A 14,100-nucleotide genomic window follows, 5' to 3' on the forward strand; every position below is an offset into this window, starting at 1 on the left:
ACAACAAGAACCCGCCCCTGGGGGCGGTCATTCCCTCCCTGGGGGAGGTGCGGCGGCCGGATCGGTGGCCGGGATCTTCGGGAGACGGTGACCTACCGGCCCCCGTGGGGTACCGGCTGTCCCTTGCATCGGCCGCTCAGCCTCGGACTTTACCATAGTGCCGTGGCCGATTCGTGACGTGAGCGACGCAAGGTCGTGTTCGTTGTCATTTGCGTCGCGCGGCAACGATGAGGTAAGCGTCACAGGCAGTGGGCGTTCTCGGTGGGTTCGGTATCCGGTGTCGGATCCTCGTCCTCCTGCTCCAGCGCCCACACGCACGCCGACAGCGTGAGCGGAACCGCGATGGTCAGCGCGATCGCCGGGATCGCCACGCCCGAGTCGTTGACGGCGAACCCCGCCAGCGCGGTCACCAGCGACCCGGTCAGGCCGGCCCGCAGCGTCGGCGCGTACTCGTAGGCCCGCTGCAACGCGCCGATCCGCCAGTTGGTGGGCCGGTAGAGCACCGCGAACAGGAACACCAGCGCACAGGCCGCCAGCAGGGTCAGCTGCCAGTTGCCGAGCGTGCCCAGCATCGCCCCGAGCTTGCGGGCCACCACGGTGCCCGCCTCCCCGTCGAGCACCTGGGCGGCGAACGCCCCGAAGTGGCTGCGCTCCTGGGGCGGGCGCAGGTAGTCCAGCCACGACAGCAGGGTGATCGCGGCGACCGCCGCCGTGACCACCGCCGCCAGCCGCAGGAACGTCACCCGCACCCCCGCGATCATCATCGTCGTCACCGCCAGGCCCGGCACCAGCGCGATCACACCGCCGAAGTCGGTGCCCAGGCCGGGCCAGCCGATGATCACCACCGACGCCGCCCCCACCACCAGGGCCACCGCCGCGGCGGCGCGCCGGCGCCCCCGCCCGATGAGCCCGTGCGCGATCCCGGCCACCGCCATGAGCATGCCGGTGGCGAAGGTGGCGAACGCGATGTTGCCGATCCCGTAGAACCGGCCGCCGACGATCGGCGAGTACCCGGTGGGCGAGTTCATCTGTAGGTGCGCGCCGAAACACAGGTCGACGAACAGCACCGCCGTGGTCGCCCCCGCCACCACCGTCATCGGGCCCAGGATCGTGCGCCGCCACGGCCCGGCCACCGCCAGCACCACCACCAGCGCGTCCGCCGCCAGCACGCACCCCAGCAGCGCCGTCGGCGGCGAGTCGGCCGCCCACCACGGGATGAGGTTGGCCAGGTAGCTGGCGACCGGGAACGCCGCCCCGGCCAGGGCCACGATCCGGGTCACCGACAGCACCAGGACCCGCTTGCCGCGCTGACCGTCGGAGTAGCGGTGCAGGGCGTAGGCGGCGGCCGCGTAGATCAGCAGCTGCACCGCCACCAGCCCGCTGAAGAACCCGGGGATGGACGCCCCGACCACCACTGCGGCCGTGTTGAAGTCCATCAGCCGCTGCACGGCCTCCCCGGTGTCCGCGGGCCGCCCCGTCACGTGCCAGGCCCGCCCCGAGACCGCCGTCCGCGGGTCCATCCGCAGCTCGGCCAGGACGGTGGCGGTGACGTCGGTGAGCACCACCAGCCCCCGCCGCCGGGTCGACTCCGAGGCCAGGAACCCGATGGGCCCGGACGGGCCCTCCTGTGCCACCTGCGCGCTCAGTGCCGCGGTGAGCCGGGAGGGCGCGCTGTCCATGGACACACCCGCGACCATGAGCGAGGACCCGGTGGGCAGCATCGCGATGAGCGTGCGCAGCCGCCCGTCCAGCGTCTGGAGCGCCTCCTCGCGATCCACCTGCGGGACGTCGTCCCGCTCGGGGGCGTCGCGGTCGGCCGAGAGCGGGTCGTCCTCCGGGTACAGCCGGGTGAGCTCGGGCAGCTCCACCGCGGCCAAGGCCACGCCCTCCAGGCGTTCGGTGTCGAGGTCGCGCACACCCGGCAGGTAGTGGTCGACCCGCCCGGACCGGTCGGCGACGCCCAGCGCCGCCCCCGGGCCCACGGCCAGGGTGGTCCCGCCGTACCGTTGCACGGTGTCGCCGAGCAGCCCCACCTGTGCGGCGAACTGCGATTCGGCGTTCTGGCGCACGTAGGAGTCGAACCCCGGGACGACCGCGCCGGACCCGGTGCGCTCGGGTTCGGGCGCGGGCTCGCAGACCCCGAAGTCCTCCCGGGCGGCCAGCGCGCGGTTGCCCGCCGATACTGACAGCCACCCGTCGGTGGGGCAGGTGCGCGAGGTCGCGGTGCGGATCGACATGTTGCCGATGGCCGACCGCTCCGCCATCTCCCACAGGGTGGGTGTGTGATCGGGAGTGATGTCCTCCCACAACAGGCCCGGCACCCCCACCAGCACCAGGGGCTCCTCGCCCGGCCCCGGCCCCGGCCCCGGCCCCGGCCCCGGCCCCGGCACGTCCGGCCGCCGGTCGGGTGCCCCCGTGCCCGTCGGGCCCGGATCCGCCCACGAGGCGGGGGCGGCGCACAGCAGGGCGACGACCGCCACCACCGCCGCGCACCAGCGCGCCGGTACGGTGCCGACCGCCCTCCGGTGCGTCGCCCCCGCGGCGCCGGCCGCCCCCCGATGTGCCGATACCGCCCTGACGAACCGTCGTGGCATCGCGGACCCCCCGTCGCGCGCTCGACCTGAGCTCGTCACCCTAGCGACCCCGGGCCGCTCATCGGGGGATACTCGCCCTACCCGCCCGAATCCGTCCGGCCCCCGTTACCGAGGGCCCGGGTGTCGGATATCGGACGGGCCGGTTCAGCGGCCCAGGCCCCACCCCTTGAGGGTCTCGGCGGTGTCCGGCTGCGGCCGTCCCCGGGTCACCCCGCCGGGGGTGCGCGAGAAGCGCGGCGCCGGGCCCGGGATCACGCGGTCGCCCTCACGGACCAGTGTGCCCCGGTCGCGCACGTGCGGGTGGTCGGGCGCCTCCTCCAGGGACAGGACCGGCATCACACAGGCGTCCACGTCCTCGAACACCGCCGCCCACTCGTCCCGGCCCCGGGTGCGCAGCACCTCCGCGAACCGCTCCCGCAGCACCGGCCAGCCCGAGCGGTCCCACTGGTCGGGCAGGTCCTCCCCGTCGAGCCCGGTGCCCGCCAGGAAGGCGGCGTAGAACTGCGGCTCGATGCAGCCCACGGACACGTACCGGCCGTCGGCGCACTCGTAGACGTCGTACCAGGGGGCGCCGGTGTCCAGGTAGTTGGTGCCGCGCTCGTCGGCCCAGGACCCGCGCGCCCGGTCCTCGTGGACCATCGACATCAGCAGCGCCGACCCGTCGACCATGGCGGCGTCCACGACCTGTCCGAGCCCGGAGGCGCCGCGTTCCACCAGGGCGGCCAGGATGCCGGTGACCGCGAACATGGTGCCGCCCGCGAAGTCCCCGAGCAGGTTGACCGGCGGGACCGGCGGGCCGCCCGCGCGGCCGATGGCGTGCAGGGCCCCGTTGACGGAGATGTAGTTCATGTCGTGCCCGGCGGCCGCGGCCAGGGGACCGTCCTGGCCCCAGCCGGTGACGCGGGCGTAGACCAGCCGGGGGTTGAGCTCCAGACAGGTGTCGGGGCCCAGGCCCAGCCGCTCCATGACCCCGGGGCGGAAGCCCTCCAACAGGACGTCGGCACGCTCGACGAGGTCGCGGGCCAGGGCGCGGCCCTCCGCGGACTTCAGGTCGGCGCCCAGCACGGTGCGGCCCTCGCTCATGTGCGGGCCGGGGAGCCCGGCGTTCACCGCCTCGGCGGCCTGCGGGCGATCGAGGCGGACGACGTCGGCGCCCAGGTCGGCCAGGAGCATGGCGGCCATCGGCGCAGGTCCGATGCCGGTGAACTCGACGACGCGGATTCCGTTGAGGGGTCCCATGTGCGCGGCCTCCAGGAGGGATGGATTAGAACGACGTTCGGGTTCATTGTGCCGGGTCGGCCGGTGCGGCGCCAGGGAGGCGCCTCGGGGTGCCCGGGCGGGACTAAAGGGATAAAAAAATATAAATGGCGCTTTTCTATTTTCGGACGCCTCGGTTTTCGGCGAGTCCAAAAGTAGAACAATGGCGTGGTGCTAATGTGTCCGATGCCCGACGGGTCGCTCGCCCCCTCTGAACTGCCACGACGTCGGCATCCGAAAAGCGACGAGTGCCCGACGATGCCCACGGGCGCCCCCTTTCCTTCGTGTGATCCCAGGAACCGCCATGACCCGTAGGACCACCTCCCCGCGCCGTTCCCGCCGCCGTTCCCGCCGCGCCCGCGGCCGGCTGCCGCTGCCCCTGCTGGCCGCCGCCACCGCCGGACTCCTCGCCCTCACCGCGGGCTGCACCGCGCTCACCGCGCACCGGGCCGTCATCGTGGACGTCAACGGCACCGAGCGCACCGTCCACACCTTCGGCGGCACCGTCGCCGACGCCCTCGACGCCGCGGGCGTCACCCTCGCCGACGGCGACCTGGTGGCCCCCGCACCGGACGCCCCCGTCGCTTCCGGCGAGCACGTCCTGGTCCGCTCCCCGCGGGACATCACCGTCGAACTCGACGGCCACCCCCTGGCCCGCAGCGTCAACGCCGCCACCCTGGGCGAGGCCCTGCACCAGCTCGGCCTGGACCCCGACGGGATGTCCCTCTCCGCCGGGCACGACACCCCCATCCCCGCCGACGGGCTCACCGTCACGGCCGAACGCGCCCCGCGCATGGTCGTCCTGCGCGACACCGTCCGCACCGAGATCCGCTCCACCGGGGATACCGTCGCCGACGTCCTGGCCGCGGCCGGGGTCGACCTCGGCGAGCACGACCTCGTCTCCCCGGCCGCCGACGCACCCGCCGACCCCGACATGACCGTCCGGATCACCCCGGTCGTCGGCGAACCCGTCACCGAGGAGGTCCCCGTCGAGGCGGGGACCACCGAACGCGAGAACCCCGACCTGCCCGAGGGCGAGCGCGAGGTCGTCACCGAGCCCGAGGACGGCGTCAAGCGGGTGACCACCGCCACCGTCCTGCACCACGGCGAGGAGGTGGAGAGGGTGCTGGAGGAGGAGGTCGTCACCGAACCCGTCGAGGGCGTGGTGGAGGTCGGCACCAAGGCACCGGAGAACACGCCACCGGCGGGCGGCGGCGCGGCCGACGGCCTCAACTGGGCCGCCCTCGCCCAGTGCGAGTCCGGCGGGGACCCGACCGCCGTCAACTCCGCGGGCGGCTACCACGGCCTCTACCAGTTCAGCGTCCCCACCTGGAACTCGGTCGGCGGCACCGGACTGCCCTCCGAGGCCGACGCCCGGGAGCAGACACGGCGCGCCCAGGCGCTCTACGACTCGGTCGGGGGGAACTGGCAGAGCCAGTGGCCGCACTGCGGCGTCCACCTCTTCGAGTGACCGCCCCTCCCGTCGGCCACCGCCGCCCTGCCGTCACCCACCACCGCCCTGCCGTCACCCACCACCGCCCTGCCGTCACCCACCACCGCCCTCCCGTCACCCACCACCACCCTCAACGGACGGCCTTCGGCCGCAGGACTCCCTCTCACAGACGGCCTTCGGCCGCGGTTCCCACCCCGGCGGGCTGGCAAGATGTGAGGGTGACACAGACACCCGCACCCGATGACCGATCCCGCCTGCTCACCCCCGCCGACGTGCGGGTCCTCGCCGAGCGGCTCGGAGTCCGCCCCACCAAGACCCTCGGGCAGAACTTCGTCATCGACCACGGCACCGTGCGCCGCATCGTCCGGGTCGCGGGGGTCGGCGGGGACGACGTCGTGGTCGAGGTCGGGCCGGGTCTGGGCTCCCTGACCCTGGCGCTGCTCCCGCACGTGCGCCGGGTCACCGCCATCGAGATCGACCCGGTGCTCGCCGAGGCGCTGCCCGGCACCGTCGCCGAGCACGCGCCCGAACTCGCCGACCGGCTCACCGTCGTCCGCGACGACGCGATGCGCGTCGCCGAGGTCCCCGGCCCGGCGCCCACCGCCCTGGTCGCCAACCTGCCCTACAACGTGTCCGTCCCCGTCCTGCTCCACCTGCTCGAACTGCTGCCGAGCCTGGAGCGGGTCCTGGTGATGGTCCAGGCGGAGGTCGCCGACCGGATCACCGCCACCCCGGGCGGCCGCATCTACGGGGTGCCCTCGGCCAAGATCGCCTGGTACGCCGATGCCCGCCGGGCCGGGGCGGTGGGCCGCAACGTGTTCTGGCCCGCCCCCAACGTCGACTCGGGACTGGTGGAACTGGTCCGCCGCACCCCGCCCGAGACGAAGGCCACCCGAGAGGAGGTCTTCCGGGTGATCGACGCGGCCTTCGCCCAGCGCCGCAAGACCCTGCGCGCCGCCCTGGCCGGCTGGGCCGGGTCGGCCCCGGCCGCCGAGCAGGCGCTGCGCGCCGCCGGGGTCGACCCCGGCGCGCGGGGGGAGTCCCTGCGGGTGCAGGACTTCGCGGCCATCGCCGAGCACCGCCCGGATGTCAACGGCTGACCGGCGGAACACCGAGGGGGCGCGGCGGATGCCGCGCCCCCTCGGTGTCCCCGGCCTCACCCCCGGGGCGGGCCGTCCTCGCCGTCCCCGCCCCCGTCGGTGGCGGCGGCCCCGGCCGCCTCGGCGCGTTCCCGGGCGCGGGCCCGCGAACGCTGCACCGCGCGCACCACCCCGGCCAGGACCAGCCCGGCCACCAGCACCGGGACCGCCCACCAGACACCGAACTCCCAGTCCCCGGTGCCCCGCACGACGAACGCGACCGCGAGTCCGAGGAACAGCAGCCCCGCGACCAGCGACCCCCAGTCCGTTCTACGCTTCGCCATGCCGTACCTCCACAACCCCGACGCGGATGTCGGTGTCCACTCTGATCAGGGGGACCTCGTCGTCCCCGGCCCCGCCGACCGGCTCGAACACCTCGCTCAACTCCCGGGTGATGCCGAACTGCTCTCCCGTTCCCTCTTCCTCCTCGTCCACGTCGGCCGAGGCGGAGGAGTCCAGTACCCCGAAGCCGACGTCCGCGGCCACCTCCACCCGGGCGTCGTCGGGCAGCAGCAGGAGCAGCCGACCCCGGCCGACCTCCGCCCGCACGTCCACGGTCTCCCCGGGCTCCAGATCCTCGATCGCGGTCAGGTCCACCGTGAGTTCGCCCACCGTGAACCGGGGGGCGCCCCCGGCCTCCGCCTGCGCCACCGTGGTCGGCCGCCACACGTCCTCGCCGACCCGCATCCGGGTCACGTCCGCCGTGGACACCAGCACCAGCCCCAGCGTCAGCAGCACGCCCAGGAAACCCAGACCCCGCGGGTTCCCCGCCCACGTGCCCACCACACCGAGCAGCCCGACCAGCCCCAGCGCCCCGGCCAGGAAGTACACCCCGGTCTCGGGCCCCAACAGCAGGCGCGCCGTGTCGGTGCTCCACACCGACGACGCACCGTCGAACGCCAGAACCGGCGCCACCACCGCGGCGGCCACCACCGTCCACAGCGCCATCATCGCCAGCGGCACCCCGCGCCGGGGCCTCCGCTTCTTGCGGCCCTTCCCGGAACCGCGGTCCTCCGCGCCGGGACCTTCGTCGGCGCTCTCGTCATCCGTGTCCCCGCGGTCCCCGCCGTCCCCGTCGTTCGAGCGGTCGCCGTGCATCGTCCGCTCGGCCACCACCGCCAGATCCACCGGACCGGCGGGGGCCGACGCCCACGGCTGCGCCGGGTTGTAGTAACTCGGACTCGGACCGGGGACCGGCGTCTCCGGAGGCGGTGCCTTGGCCCGCAGCTCCTCGCCCAGGCCGGTGAACGCCGTCCGCAGGTCCACCCCGCGGCCACGCGCCGCCAGCACCCCCAGCACCAGCGGAACCGCCAGCACCAGAGTCGACCAGCCGAAACCACCGACCAGGCTGAACGCCGTCGCCACCGCCAGCCCCATCGCGAGCAGCTTCAGCACCGTCTGCGGCGGAATGCTCCGGTTCAGCATCTGCTCGATCGTCGCCGGCCCGCCCCGTGCGTCCCGCATGAGCATCCACGCGACGAGGTACAGCAGCACACCGGTGCCCCCCGCGAACGAGGTCAGCGCGAAGGCCGCCCGCCACACCACCGGGTCCGTCCCCGTGTAGCGCCCCAGCCCGGCGCACACACCGGCCAGGACCCGGTCCTCGTCCGCCTTGCGCAACTCCCGCCCCGGGCCGGGAACCGCATCGGCCGCCGGCGCGTCGGATCCCGTGGCAGCCGAATCCTCACTCATGGTCGCTCACCGCACTCTCCTCACACACCCATGGTCACCTGAAAGCGGTGAACAGGGGAATCCGGGACGACCCTGACCCCACCCTGACCGCGCGCCCCGGAACATCCGGGGGCTCCACCCCGATGCCCGCCGTCCCCGGTCCGGTGCATGCTGGAGTCGACGGGGGGCACCCGTGCGCCCCGGACCGGCAACGCGCACGGACGGAAGACATGGACAAAACAAGCGGTGACCGGGTGACCCCGGTCGCGGACGGCACCCCCGAGCTCACCCGGGCGGTCGACGGGCGGCTGCTGGGCGGTGTCGCCGCGGGGCTCGCCCGCCACCTGGGGGTGGACCCCGTCGTGGTCCGCCTCGCCTTCATGGCCCTGTCCGTCGGCGGCATCGGGATCGCCGTGTACGTCGCCCTGTTCTTCTTCGTGCCCGCCGAGGAGACCGAACGCGGGGACGGCGCCGAGGAGCGCACCGCCGACGGCCGCCGCAAGGGCCGCGACATCTCCCAGCTGGTCGCCTACGTCGGCCTCGCCGCCGGACTCGGCTTCCTGTTCCTACTGTTCGGCGGGGTCTTCGACCCGCTGCTGTGGTTCGTGGTGTTCGGCACCCTGGGCGCCGTCATCCTGTGGCAGCAGGCCAACCCGGGCCAGCGCGACGAATGGATGACCAGCACCGTCGGCCGCGGCAAGGGGCTCATGCGCGCCGGGGCGGGCATCCTCCTGGTCGTCGTCGGCGTCATCGGGTTCCTCGTCTTCCAGGAACAGCTCCAGAACGCCCGCGCCGGGCTGACCTTCGCGTTCACCCTGCTCGCCGGGGTCGCCCTCATCGTCGCCCCGTGGATCGTCGGCCTGGTCCGCGAACGCGACGCCGAACGCCGCGAACGCATCCGCAACGCCGAACGCGCCGAACTGGCCGCCCACATCCACGACTCCGTGCTGCACACCCTCACCCTCATCCAGCGCCGGGCCGAGGACCCCCGCGAGGTGCAGCGCCTGGCCCGGGTCCAGGAGCGCGCCCTGCGCAGCTGGCTCTACCAGCGCCCCGCCGACGCCGAGACCACCGTCTCCCCGGCCCTGGAGCGCGTCGCCGCCGAGGTCGAGGAGGAGCACGGCATCCCCATCGAGGTGGTCTGCGTCGGCGACTGCCCGGTGGACGACGGCCTGCACGCCATGCTCCGCTCCGCCCGCGAGGCCATGGTCAACGCGTCCAAGTACGCGGGCACCGACACCATCTCCGTGTTCGGCGAGGTCGAACCCGAGGAGGTGCTGGTGTTCGTGCGCGACCGCGGCGCCGGGTTCGACCTCGACGCCATCCCCGAGGACCGTATGGGCGTGCGCGGCTCCATCCTGGGCCGGATGGACCGCCACGGCGGATCCGCGCGCATCCGCACCGCCCCGGGCGAGGGCACCGAGGTCCAGTTGCGCATGCCCCGCATCCCCGAGATGTAGGGCGTTGCGGACACACCGGAAAGGCACGACCGACAGGAGACCGGGATGTGGAGCGGGCCGCCCCATGGGTAGAGTTCCCGTTGTGGGAGACGACAGCAACACGACCTTCAATGACGGCGACGCGCCACCCCGCGTCGTGATCGTGGACGACCACCGCCTGTTCCGCAGCGGAGTGCGGGGCGAGCTCGGCGACGCCGTCGACGTCGTCGGCGAGGCCGGCGACGTGGACTCCGCCGTGCAGGTGATCGAGCGGGTGCAGCCCGACCTCGTCCTGCTCGACGTCCACCTGCCCGGCGGCGGCGGTGTCGAGGTGCTGCGCCGCGTCCTGGCCCGCCACCCGCAGATCCGCTTCCTGGCGCTGTCGGTGTCCGACGCCGCCGAGGACGTGATCGGCGTGGTCCGCGGCGGCGCCCGCGGCTACGTCACCAAGACCATCTCCGGCAGGGAGCTCGCCGACGCCATCGTGCGCGTCGCCGACGGCGACGCCGTGTTCTCCCCGCGCCTGGCCGGGTTCGTCCTGGACGCCTTCTCGGCGACCGACGCCCCGCCGGTGGACCCCGAGCTGGACCGCCTCACCCAGCGCGAACGCGAGGTGCTGCGGCACATCGCCCGGGGCTACGCCTACAAGGAGGTCGCCAAGGAGCTGTTCATCTCCGTCAAGACCGTGGAGACCCACGTGTCGTCGGTGCTGCGCAAACTCCAGCTCTCCAACCGGCACGAGCTCAGCCGCTGGGCCACCGCCCGCCGACTCGTCTGACGCTCCCGGACCCCCGGACCCCCGGACCCCCGGGGCCGCGGTCAGCGCAGCGCGTCGAGCATCCGGCCGAGGAAGTCCTCGCCGGCCACGGCCGTGATCACCCGCACCGGCCGCCGGTCGTCCCCGCCGGGGCGCAGCCGCAGGTCCGCCACGGTCATGCCGCGGGTCAGCGACCCGGACAGCTCCACCCGCACCGGCGCCTCGACGGCCTCCGTGACCAGGTGCGGGTCCACCAGCACCGCCGCCGCCAGCGGGTCGTGCATCGCGCACTGGCGCACCCCGAAGATGCCCTTGTAGAAGTCGGCGTAGAAGTCCAGGAACTCCGAGGTGCGCGCGGCCCGCACCCCCGGCACCGCCTTCAGCTCCTCCAACCACGCACCGGTGGCCACCGTCTCCATGGTGATGTCCAGCGCCACCAGGTCCAGGTCGAACCCGGCGCCGAACACGGCCTCGGCCGCCTCCGGGTCGTTGTTGATGTTGGCCTCGACGTGCGAGGACACGTTGCCCGGCACCCGCACCGCGCCGCCCATCACCACCAGCCTGCGCACCAGCTCCGGCAGCCGCGGCTCCAGCCCCAGCGCGATCGCCAGGTTCGTCAGCGGGCCCACCGCCAGCACGTCCAGTTCACCCGGGTACTCGCGGGCCAGCCGCACCAGCAGCTCCGCGGCGCTCTCCGCGACCGGCGCCTTGGCCGGCGCGGGCAGCTCCACCCCGCCCAGCCCGTTGTCGCCGTGGACGTGCGGGGCCAGCCGCGGCTCCTGCACCAACGGCCGGGACGCGCCCACCGCCACCGGCACCTCCGGCCGCCCGTACAGCTCCAGCAGCCGCAGGGCGTTGTCGGCCGTCACGTCCACACCGCCGTTGCCGAACACCGCGCCGACCCCGACGATCTCCACCTCCGGCCGCGCCGCCAGATAGGCGAGCGCGACGGCGTCGTCGATCCCCGGATCACAGTCGACGAACACGCGCATGACGAACCCCCGAACACGAACGACGGCCCCCGCCCGTGCGGGGGCCCCAAGTCAGAGGAACAGCCTAAACGGGACGAACATCCGATCGGGTTATGAAGTGCCGCACTCGGCGGGCCCTGTCGCCGACCGGCCGTAACCTGGAGACCGTGTCCTCCCAAGAGCAGCTTCTCGAAGGTCTGAACGGTCCCCAGCGCGAGGCGGTCACCCACGGCGGCGGCCCGCTCCTCATCGTCGCGGGCGCCGGTTCGGGCAAGACCCGTGTCCTCACCCACCGCATCGCGCACCTGATGGCCGCCCGGGGGGTGCGGCCCGGGGAGATCCTCGCGATCACGTTCACCAACAAGGCCGCCGCCGAGATGCGCGAACGCATCCAGGCGCTGCTCGGCGCACGCGCCGCCGCCAGCATGTGGATCATGACGTTCCACTCGGCGTGCGTGCGCATCCTGCGCCGGGAGGCCCACCGCCTCGGCTACCCGAGCGGGTTCACCATCTACGACTCCGCCGACTCCGCGCGGCTCATGCAGCTGGTCTGCAAGGAGATGGACCTGGACCCCAAGCGGTTCCCGCCCAAGTCGTTCTCCGCCCAGGTCTCCAACCTCAAGAACGAACTGGTCGACTACGACACGTTCGCCGAGCAGGCCCAGACCGAGCAGGAGAAGAAGCTCGCCGAGGCCTACAAGCTCTACCAGCGCCGCCTGCACGAGGCCGGCGCCATGGACTTCGACGACCTGATCATGGTCACCGTCAACCTGTTGCAGATGTTCCCCGACGTCGCCGAGCACTACCGGCGCCGGTTCCGGCACGTCATGGTCGACGAGTACCAGGACACCAACCACGCCCAGTACGTGTTCATCCGCGAACTCGTCGGGGTGACGCAGGAGGCGCCGGTCGTACCGCCCTCGGAGCTGTGCGTGGTCGGCGACGCGGACCAGTCCATCTACGCGTTCCGCGGCGCGACCATCCGCAACATCCTGGAGTTCGAGCGCGACTTCCCCAACGCGCGCACGATCCTGCTGGAGCAGAACTACCGCTCCACCCAGACGATCCTGTCGGCCGCCAACGCGGTCATCGAGCGCAACGAGGGCCGGCCCGCCAAGAACCTGTGGTCGGAGCAGGGCGAGGGCACGCCCATCGTCGGCTACGTCGCAGACAACGAGCACGACGAGGCCGCGTTCGTGGTGGGTGAGATCGACAAGCTCACGGACGACGGGGCGATCACCCCGAGCCAAGTGGCGGTGTTCTACCGGACCAACGCCCAGTCCCGGGTGTTCGAGGACGTGTTCATCCGGATGGGCCTGCCGTACAAGATCGTCGGCGGGGTGCGGTTCTACGAGCGCAAGGAGATCCGCGACGTCCTCGCCTACCTGCGCGTGCTCGCCAACCCCGAGGACACGGTCAGCCTGCGCCGCATCATCAACGTGCCCAAACGCGGCATCGGCGCCCGGGCGGAGGAGTCCCTGGAGCTGTTCGCCGCCCGCGAGCGCATCACGTTCGCCCAGGCGCTGCGCCGGGTCGACGAGGTCCCGGCGATGGCGACCCGCTCGGTGAACGCCGTCCGCAACTTCACCGCCCTGCTCGACGAACTGGCGGCGCAGGTGGCGGGCGCCACGCCGTCCCAGCTGGTGGAGGCCGTCCTCGACAAGACCGGGTACCTGTCCGAGCTCACCGAGTCCAAGGACATCCAGGACGAGAGCCGGGTGGAGAACCTGGAGGAGTTCGTGGACGTGGCGCGGGAGTTCGAGAACACCTTCACCGCGCTGCTGGAGGACGAGGCCGCGCTGGAGGGGGAGGAAGTCGTCGAGGAGGACGCCGAACCGACCCTGGTGGACTTCCTGGAGCGGATCTCCCTGGTCGCCGACACCGACCAGCTCCCGGACGCCGACGACGAGGGCGGGGTGGTCACGCTGATGACCCTGCACTCGGCCAAGGGGCTGGAGTTCCCGGTGGTGTTCCTGACGGGTCTGGAGGATGGGGTGTTCCCGCACATGCGGACCCTGGGCGACAAGACGCAGCTGGAGGAGGAGCGCCGACTGGCGTACGTGGGGCTGACCCGCGCCGAGCGCCTGCTCTACCTGAGCCGCGCCGCGGTGCGCAGCGCGTGGGGGAGCCCGTCGTACAACCCGCCCTCCCGTTTCCTGGACGAGGTCCCGTCGTCCCTGATCGACTGGCGCCGCGGGGACTCCCCGGTGCTGAGCGCCCCGCCCACCCTGCGCCGGGGCCCGGCCGGCGGCGGCCGCTCCTCCGGTGGTTTCGGCGGTGAGGGCTTCGGCGGCACCTTCGGCCGGAGCAGGCCCAAGGCGGAGGCGCCGACCCTGAGCGTGGGGGACCTGGTCAACCACGACAAGTTCGGCATGGGCCGCGTCCAACTGGTCGACGGTACGGGCGACCGCACCAAGGCCCGCATCGACTTCGGCGCGGACATCGGGGAGAAGGACCTGATGGTGAAGTACGCGCCGATCGAGAAGCTGTGACCTGACGCTCGATCGACCCCGACGAGGGCCCACAGCAGGTGTTCTGTGGGCCTTCGTCGTTTTTGTCCTTCGGCTGTAAGGCACGACACGGGCAAGGATCGGCAAACGTGTCACGAGCACTCCCGGACAGGGGTAGTGTTGTCCAAGACCGAGCGAGACGGACGCTGATCCCCAGGGATCGGAGCGGACGGGCCGGTCGAAACCTCCCTTCCGAAGTGAACGGTCCGAAGCACTGCTTCGGCCATGTAAACTCGGTCGGGCCGCCTCGAAAGAGGCACACCCCTTCACGGAAAATCAGAAGGTCCCGGAAAACGCCGATTCGGAAAA

10 protein-coding genes are annotated in these 14,100 nt (G+C 72.8%); 5 read left to right on the forward strand and 5 right to left on the reverse strand.

Features of this window, described 5'->3' with window-relative positions; all coding sequences use genetic code 11:
* Nucleotides 1–239: 239 nt before the first annotated feature.
* Both QJS33_RS25685 and QJS33_RS25690 read right to left on the reverse strand, forming a co-directional pair.
* Nucleotides 240–2,483: a hypothetical protein gene (locus QJS33_RS25685; RefSeq protein WP_306370646.1), complete on the reverse strand. Its 2,244-nt coding sequence runs from the start codon at nucleotides 2,481–2,483 to the stop codon at nucleotides 240–242.
* Between the two features lie 255 nt (nucleotides 2,484–2,738).
* Nucleotides 2,739–3,833 (reverse strand): CaiB/BaiF CoA-transferase family protein, encoded by a 1,095-nt coding sequence (locus QJS33_RS25690; protein ID WP_306370647.1) that lies wholly within the window; start codon nucleotides 3,831–3,833, stop codon nucleotides 2,739–2,741.
* A 322-nt stretch (nucleotides 3,834–4,155) separates the two neighbouring features.
* Between QJS33_RS25690 and QJS33_RS25695 the strand changes: the two genes are divergently transcribed.
* Together QJS33_RS25695 and rsmA are read left to right on the forward strand one after the other, a co-directional pair.
* Entirely contained in the window at nucleotides 4,156–5,322 is a 1,167-nt protein-coding gene (locus QJS33_RS25695; RefSeq protein ID WP_306370648.1) for a resuscitation-promoting factor, read from the forward strand.
* A gap of 194 nt (nucleotides 5,323–5,516) precedes the next feature.
* Nucleotides 5,517–6,404 (forward strand): 16S rRNA (adenine(1518)-N(6)/adenine(1519)-N(6))-dimethyltransferase RsmA, encoded by an 888-nt coding sequence (gene rsmA / locus QJS33_RS25700; protein WP_306370649.1) that lies wholly within the window; start codon nucleotides 5,517–5,519, stop codon nucleotides 6,402–6,404.
* A 56-nt stretch (nucleotides 6,405–6,460) separates the two neighbouring features.
* Here rsmA and QJS33_RS25705 read toward each other — a convergent pair whose 3' ends face one another.
* On the reverse strand, nucleotides 6,461–6,727 hold the full coding sequence (locus QJS33_RS25705; RefSeq protein WP_306370650.1) for a hypothetical protein: 267 nt from the start codon (nucleotides 6,725–6,727) through the stop codon (nucleotides 6,461–6,463).
* Nucleotides 6,714–8,135, reverse strand: a complete 1,422-nt coding sequence (locus QJS33_RS25710; protein ID WP_372339715.1) for a PspC domain-containing protein — start codon at nucleotides 8,133–8,135, stop codon at nucleotides 6,714–6,716. The genes QJS33_RS25705 and QJS33_RS25710 overlap by 14 nt, the downstream gene beginning before the upstream one ends.
* A gap of 209 nt (nucleotides 8,136–8,344) precedes the next feature.
* On the opposite strand from QJS33_RS25710, the gene QJS33_RS25715 reads away from it, so the two are divergent.
* Together QJS33_RS25715 and QJS33_RS25720 are read left to right on the forward strand one after the other, a co-directional pair.
* Complete coding sequence (locus QJS33_RS25715; protein WP_306370652.1) at nucleotides 8,345–9,574, forward strand: ATP-binding protein; 1,230 nt, start codon at nucleotides 8,345–8,347, stop codon at nucleotides 9,572–9,574.
* 64 nt (nucleotides 9,575–9,638) lie between these two features.
* Nucleotides 9,639–10,331 carry a response regulator transcription factor gene (locus QJS33_RS25720; protein WP_306370653.1) on the forward strand — a complete coding sequence of 231 codons (693 nt, stop codon included), beginning with the start codon at nucleotides 9,639–9,641 and terminating at the stop codon, nucleotides 10,329–10,331.
* Between the two features lie 41 nt (nucleotides 10,332–10,372).
* On the opposite strand, the gene QJS33_RS25725 is transcribed toward QJS33_RS25720, so the two are convergent.
* The gene (locus QJS33_RS25725) at nucleotides 10,373–11,302 is read right to left on the reverse strand and encodes a nucleoside hydrolase (protein ID WP_306370654.1); all 930 of its coding nucleotides are present in this window, start codon (nucleotides 11,300–11,302) and stop codon (nucleotides 10,373–10,375) included.
* A gap of 146 nt (nucleotides 11,303–11,448) precedes the next feature.
* On the opposite strand from QJS33_RS25725, the gene pcrA reads away from it, so the two are divergent.
* Nucleotides 11,449–13,773 (forward strand): DNA helicase PcrA, encoded by a 2,325-nt coding sequence (pcrA, locus tag QJS33_RS25730; RefSeq protein ID WP_306370655.1) that lies wholly within the window; start codon nucleotides 11,449–11,451, stop codon nucleotides 13,771–13,773.
* The last annotated feature ends 327 nt before the right edge of the window (nucleotides 13,774–14,100 follow it).

The sequence above is a fragment of the Nocardiopsis sp. CC223A genome (assembly GCF_030766825.1).
In the GTDB taxonomy this organism is placed as follows: Bacteria; Actinomycetota; Actinomycetes; order Streptosporangiales; family Streptosporangiaceae; genus Nocardiopsis.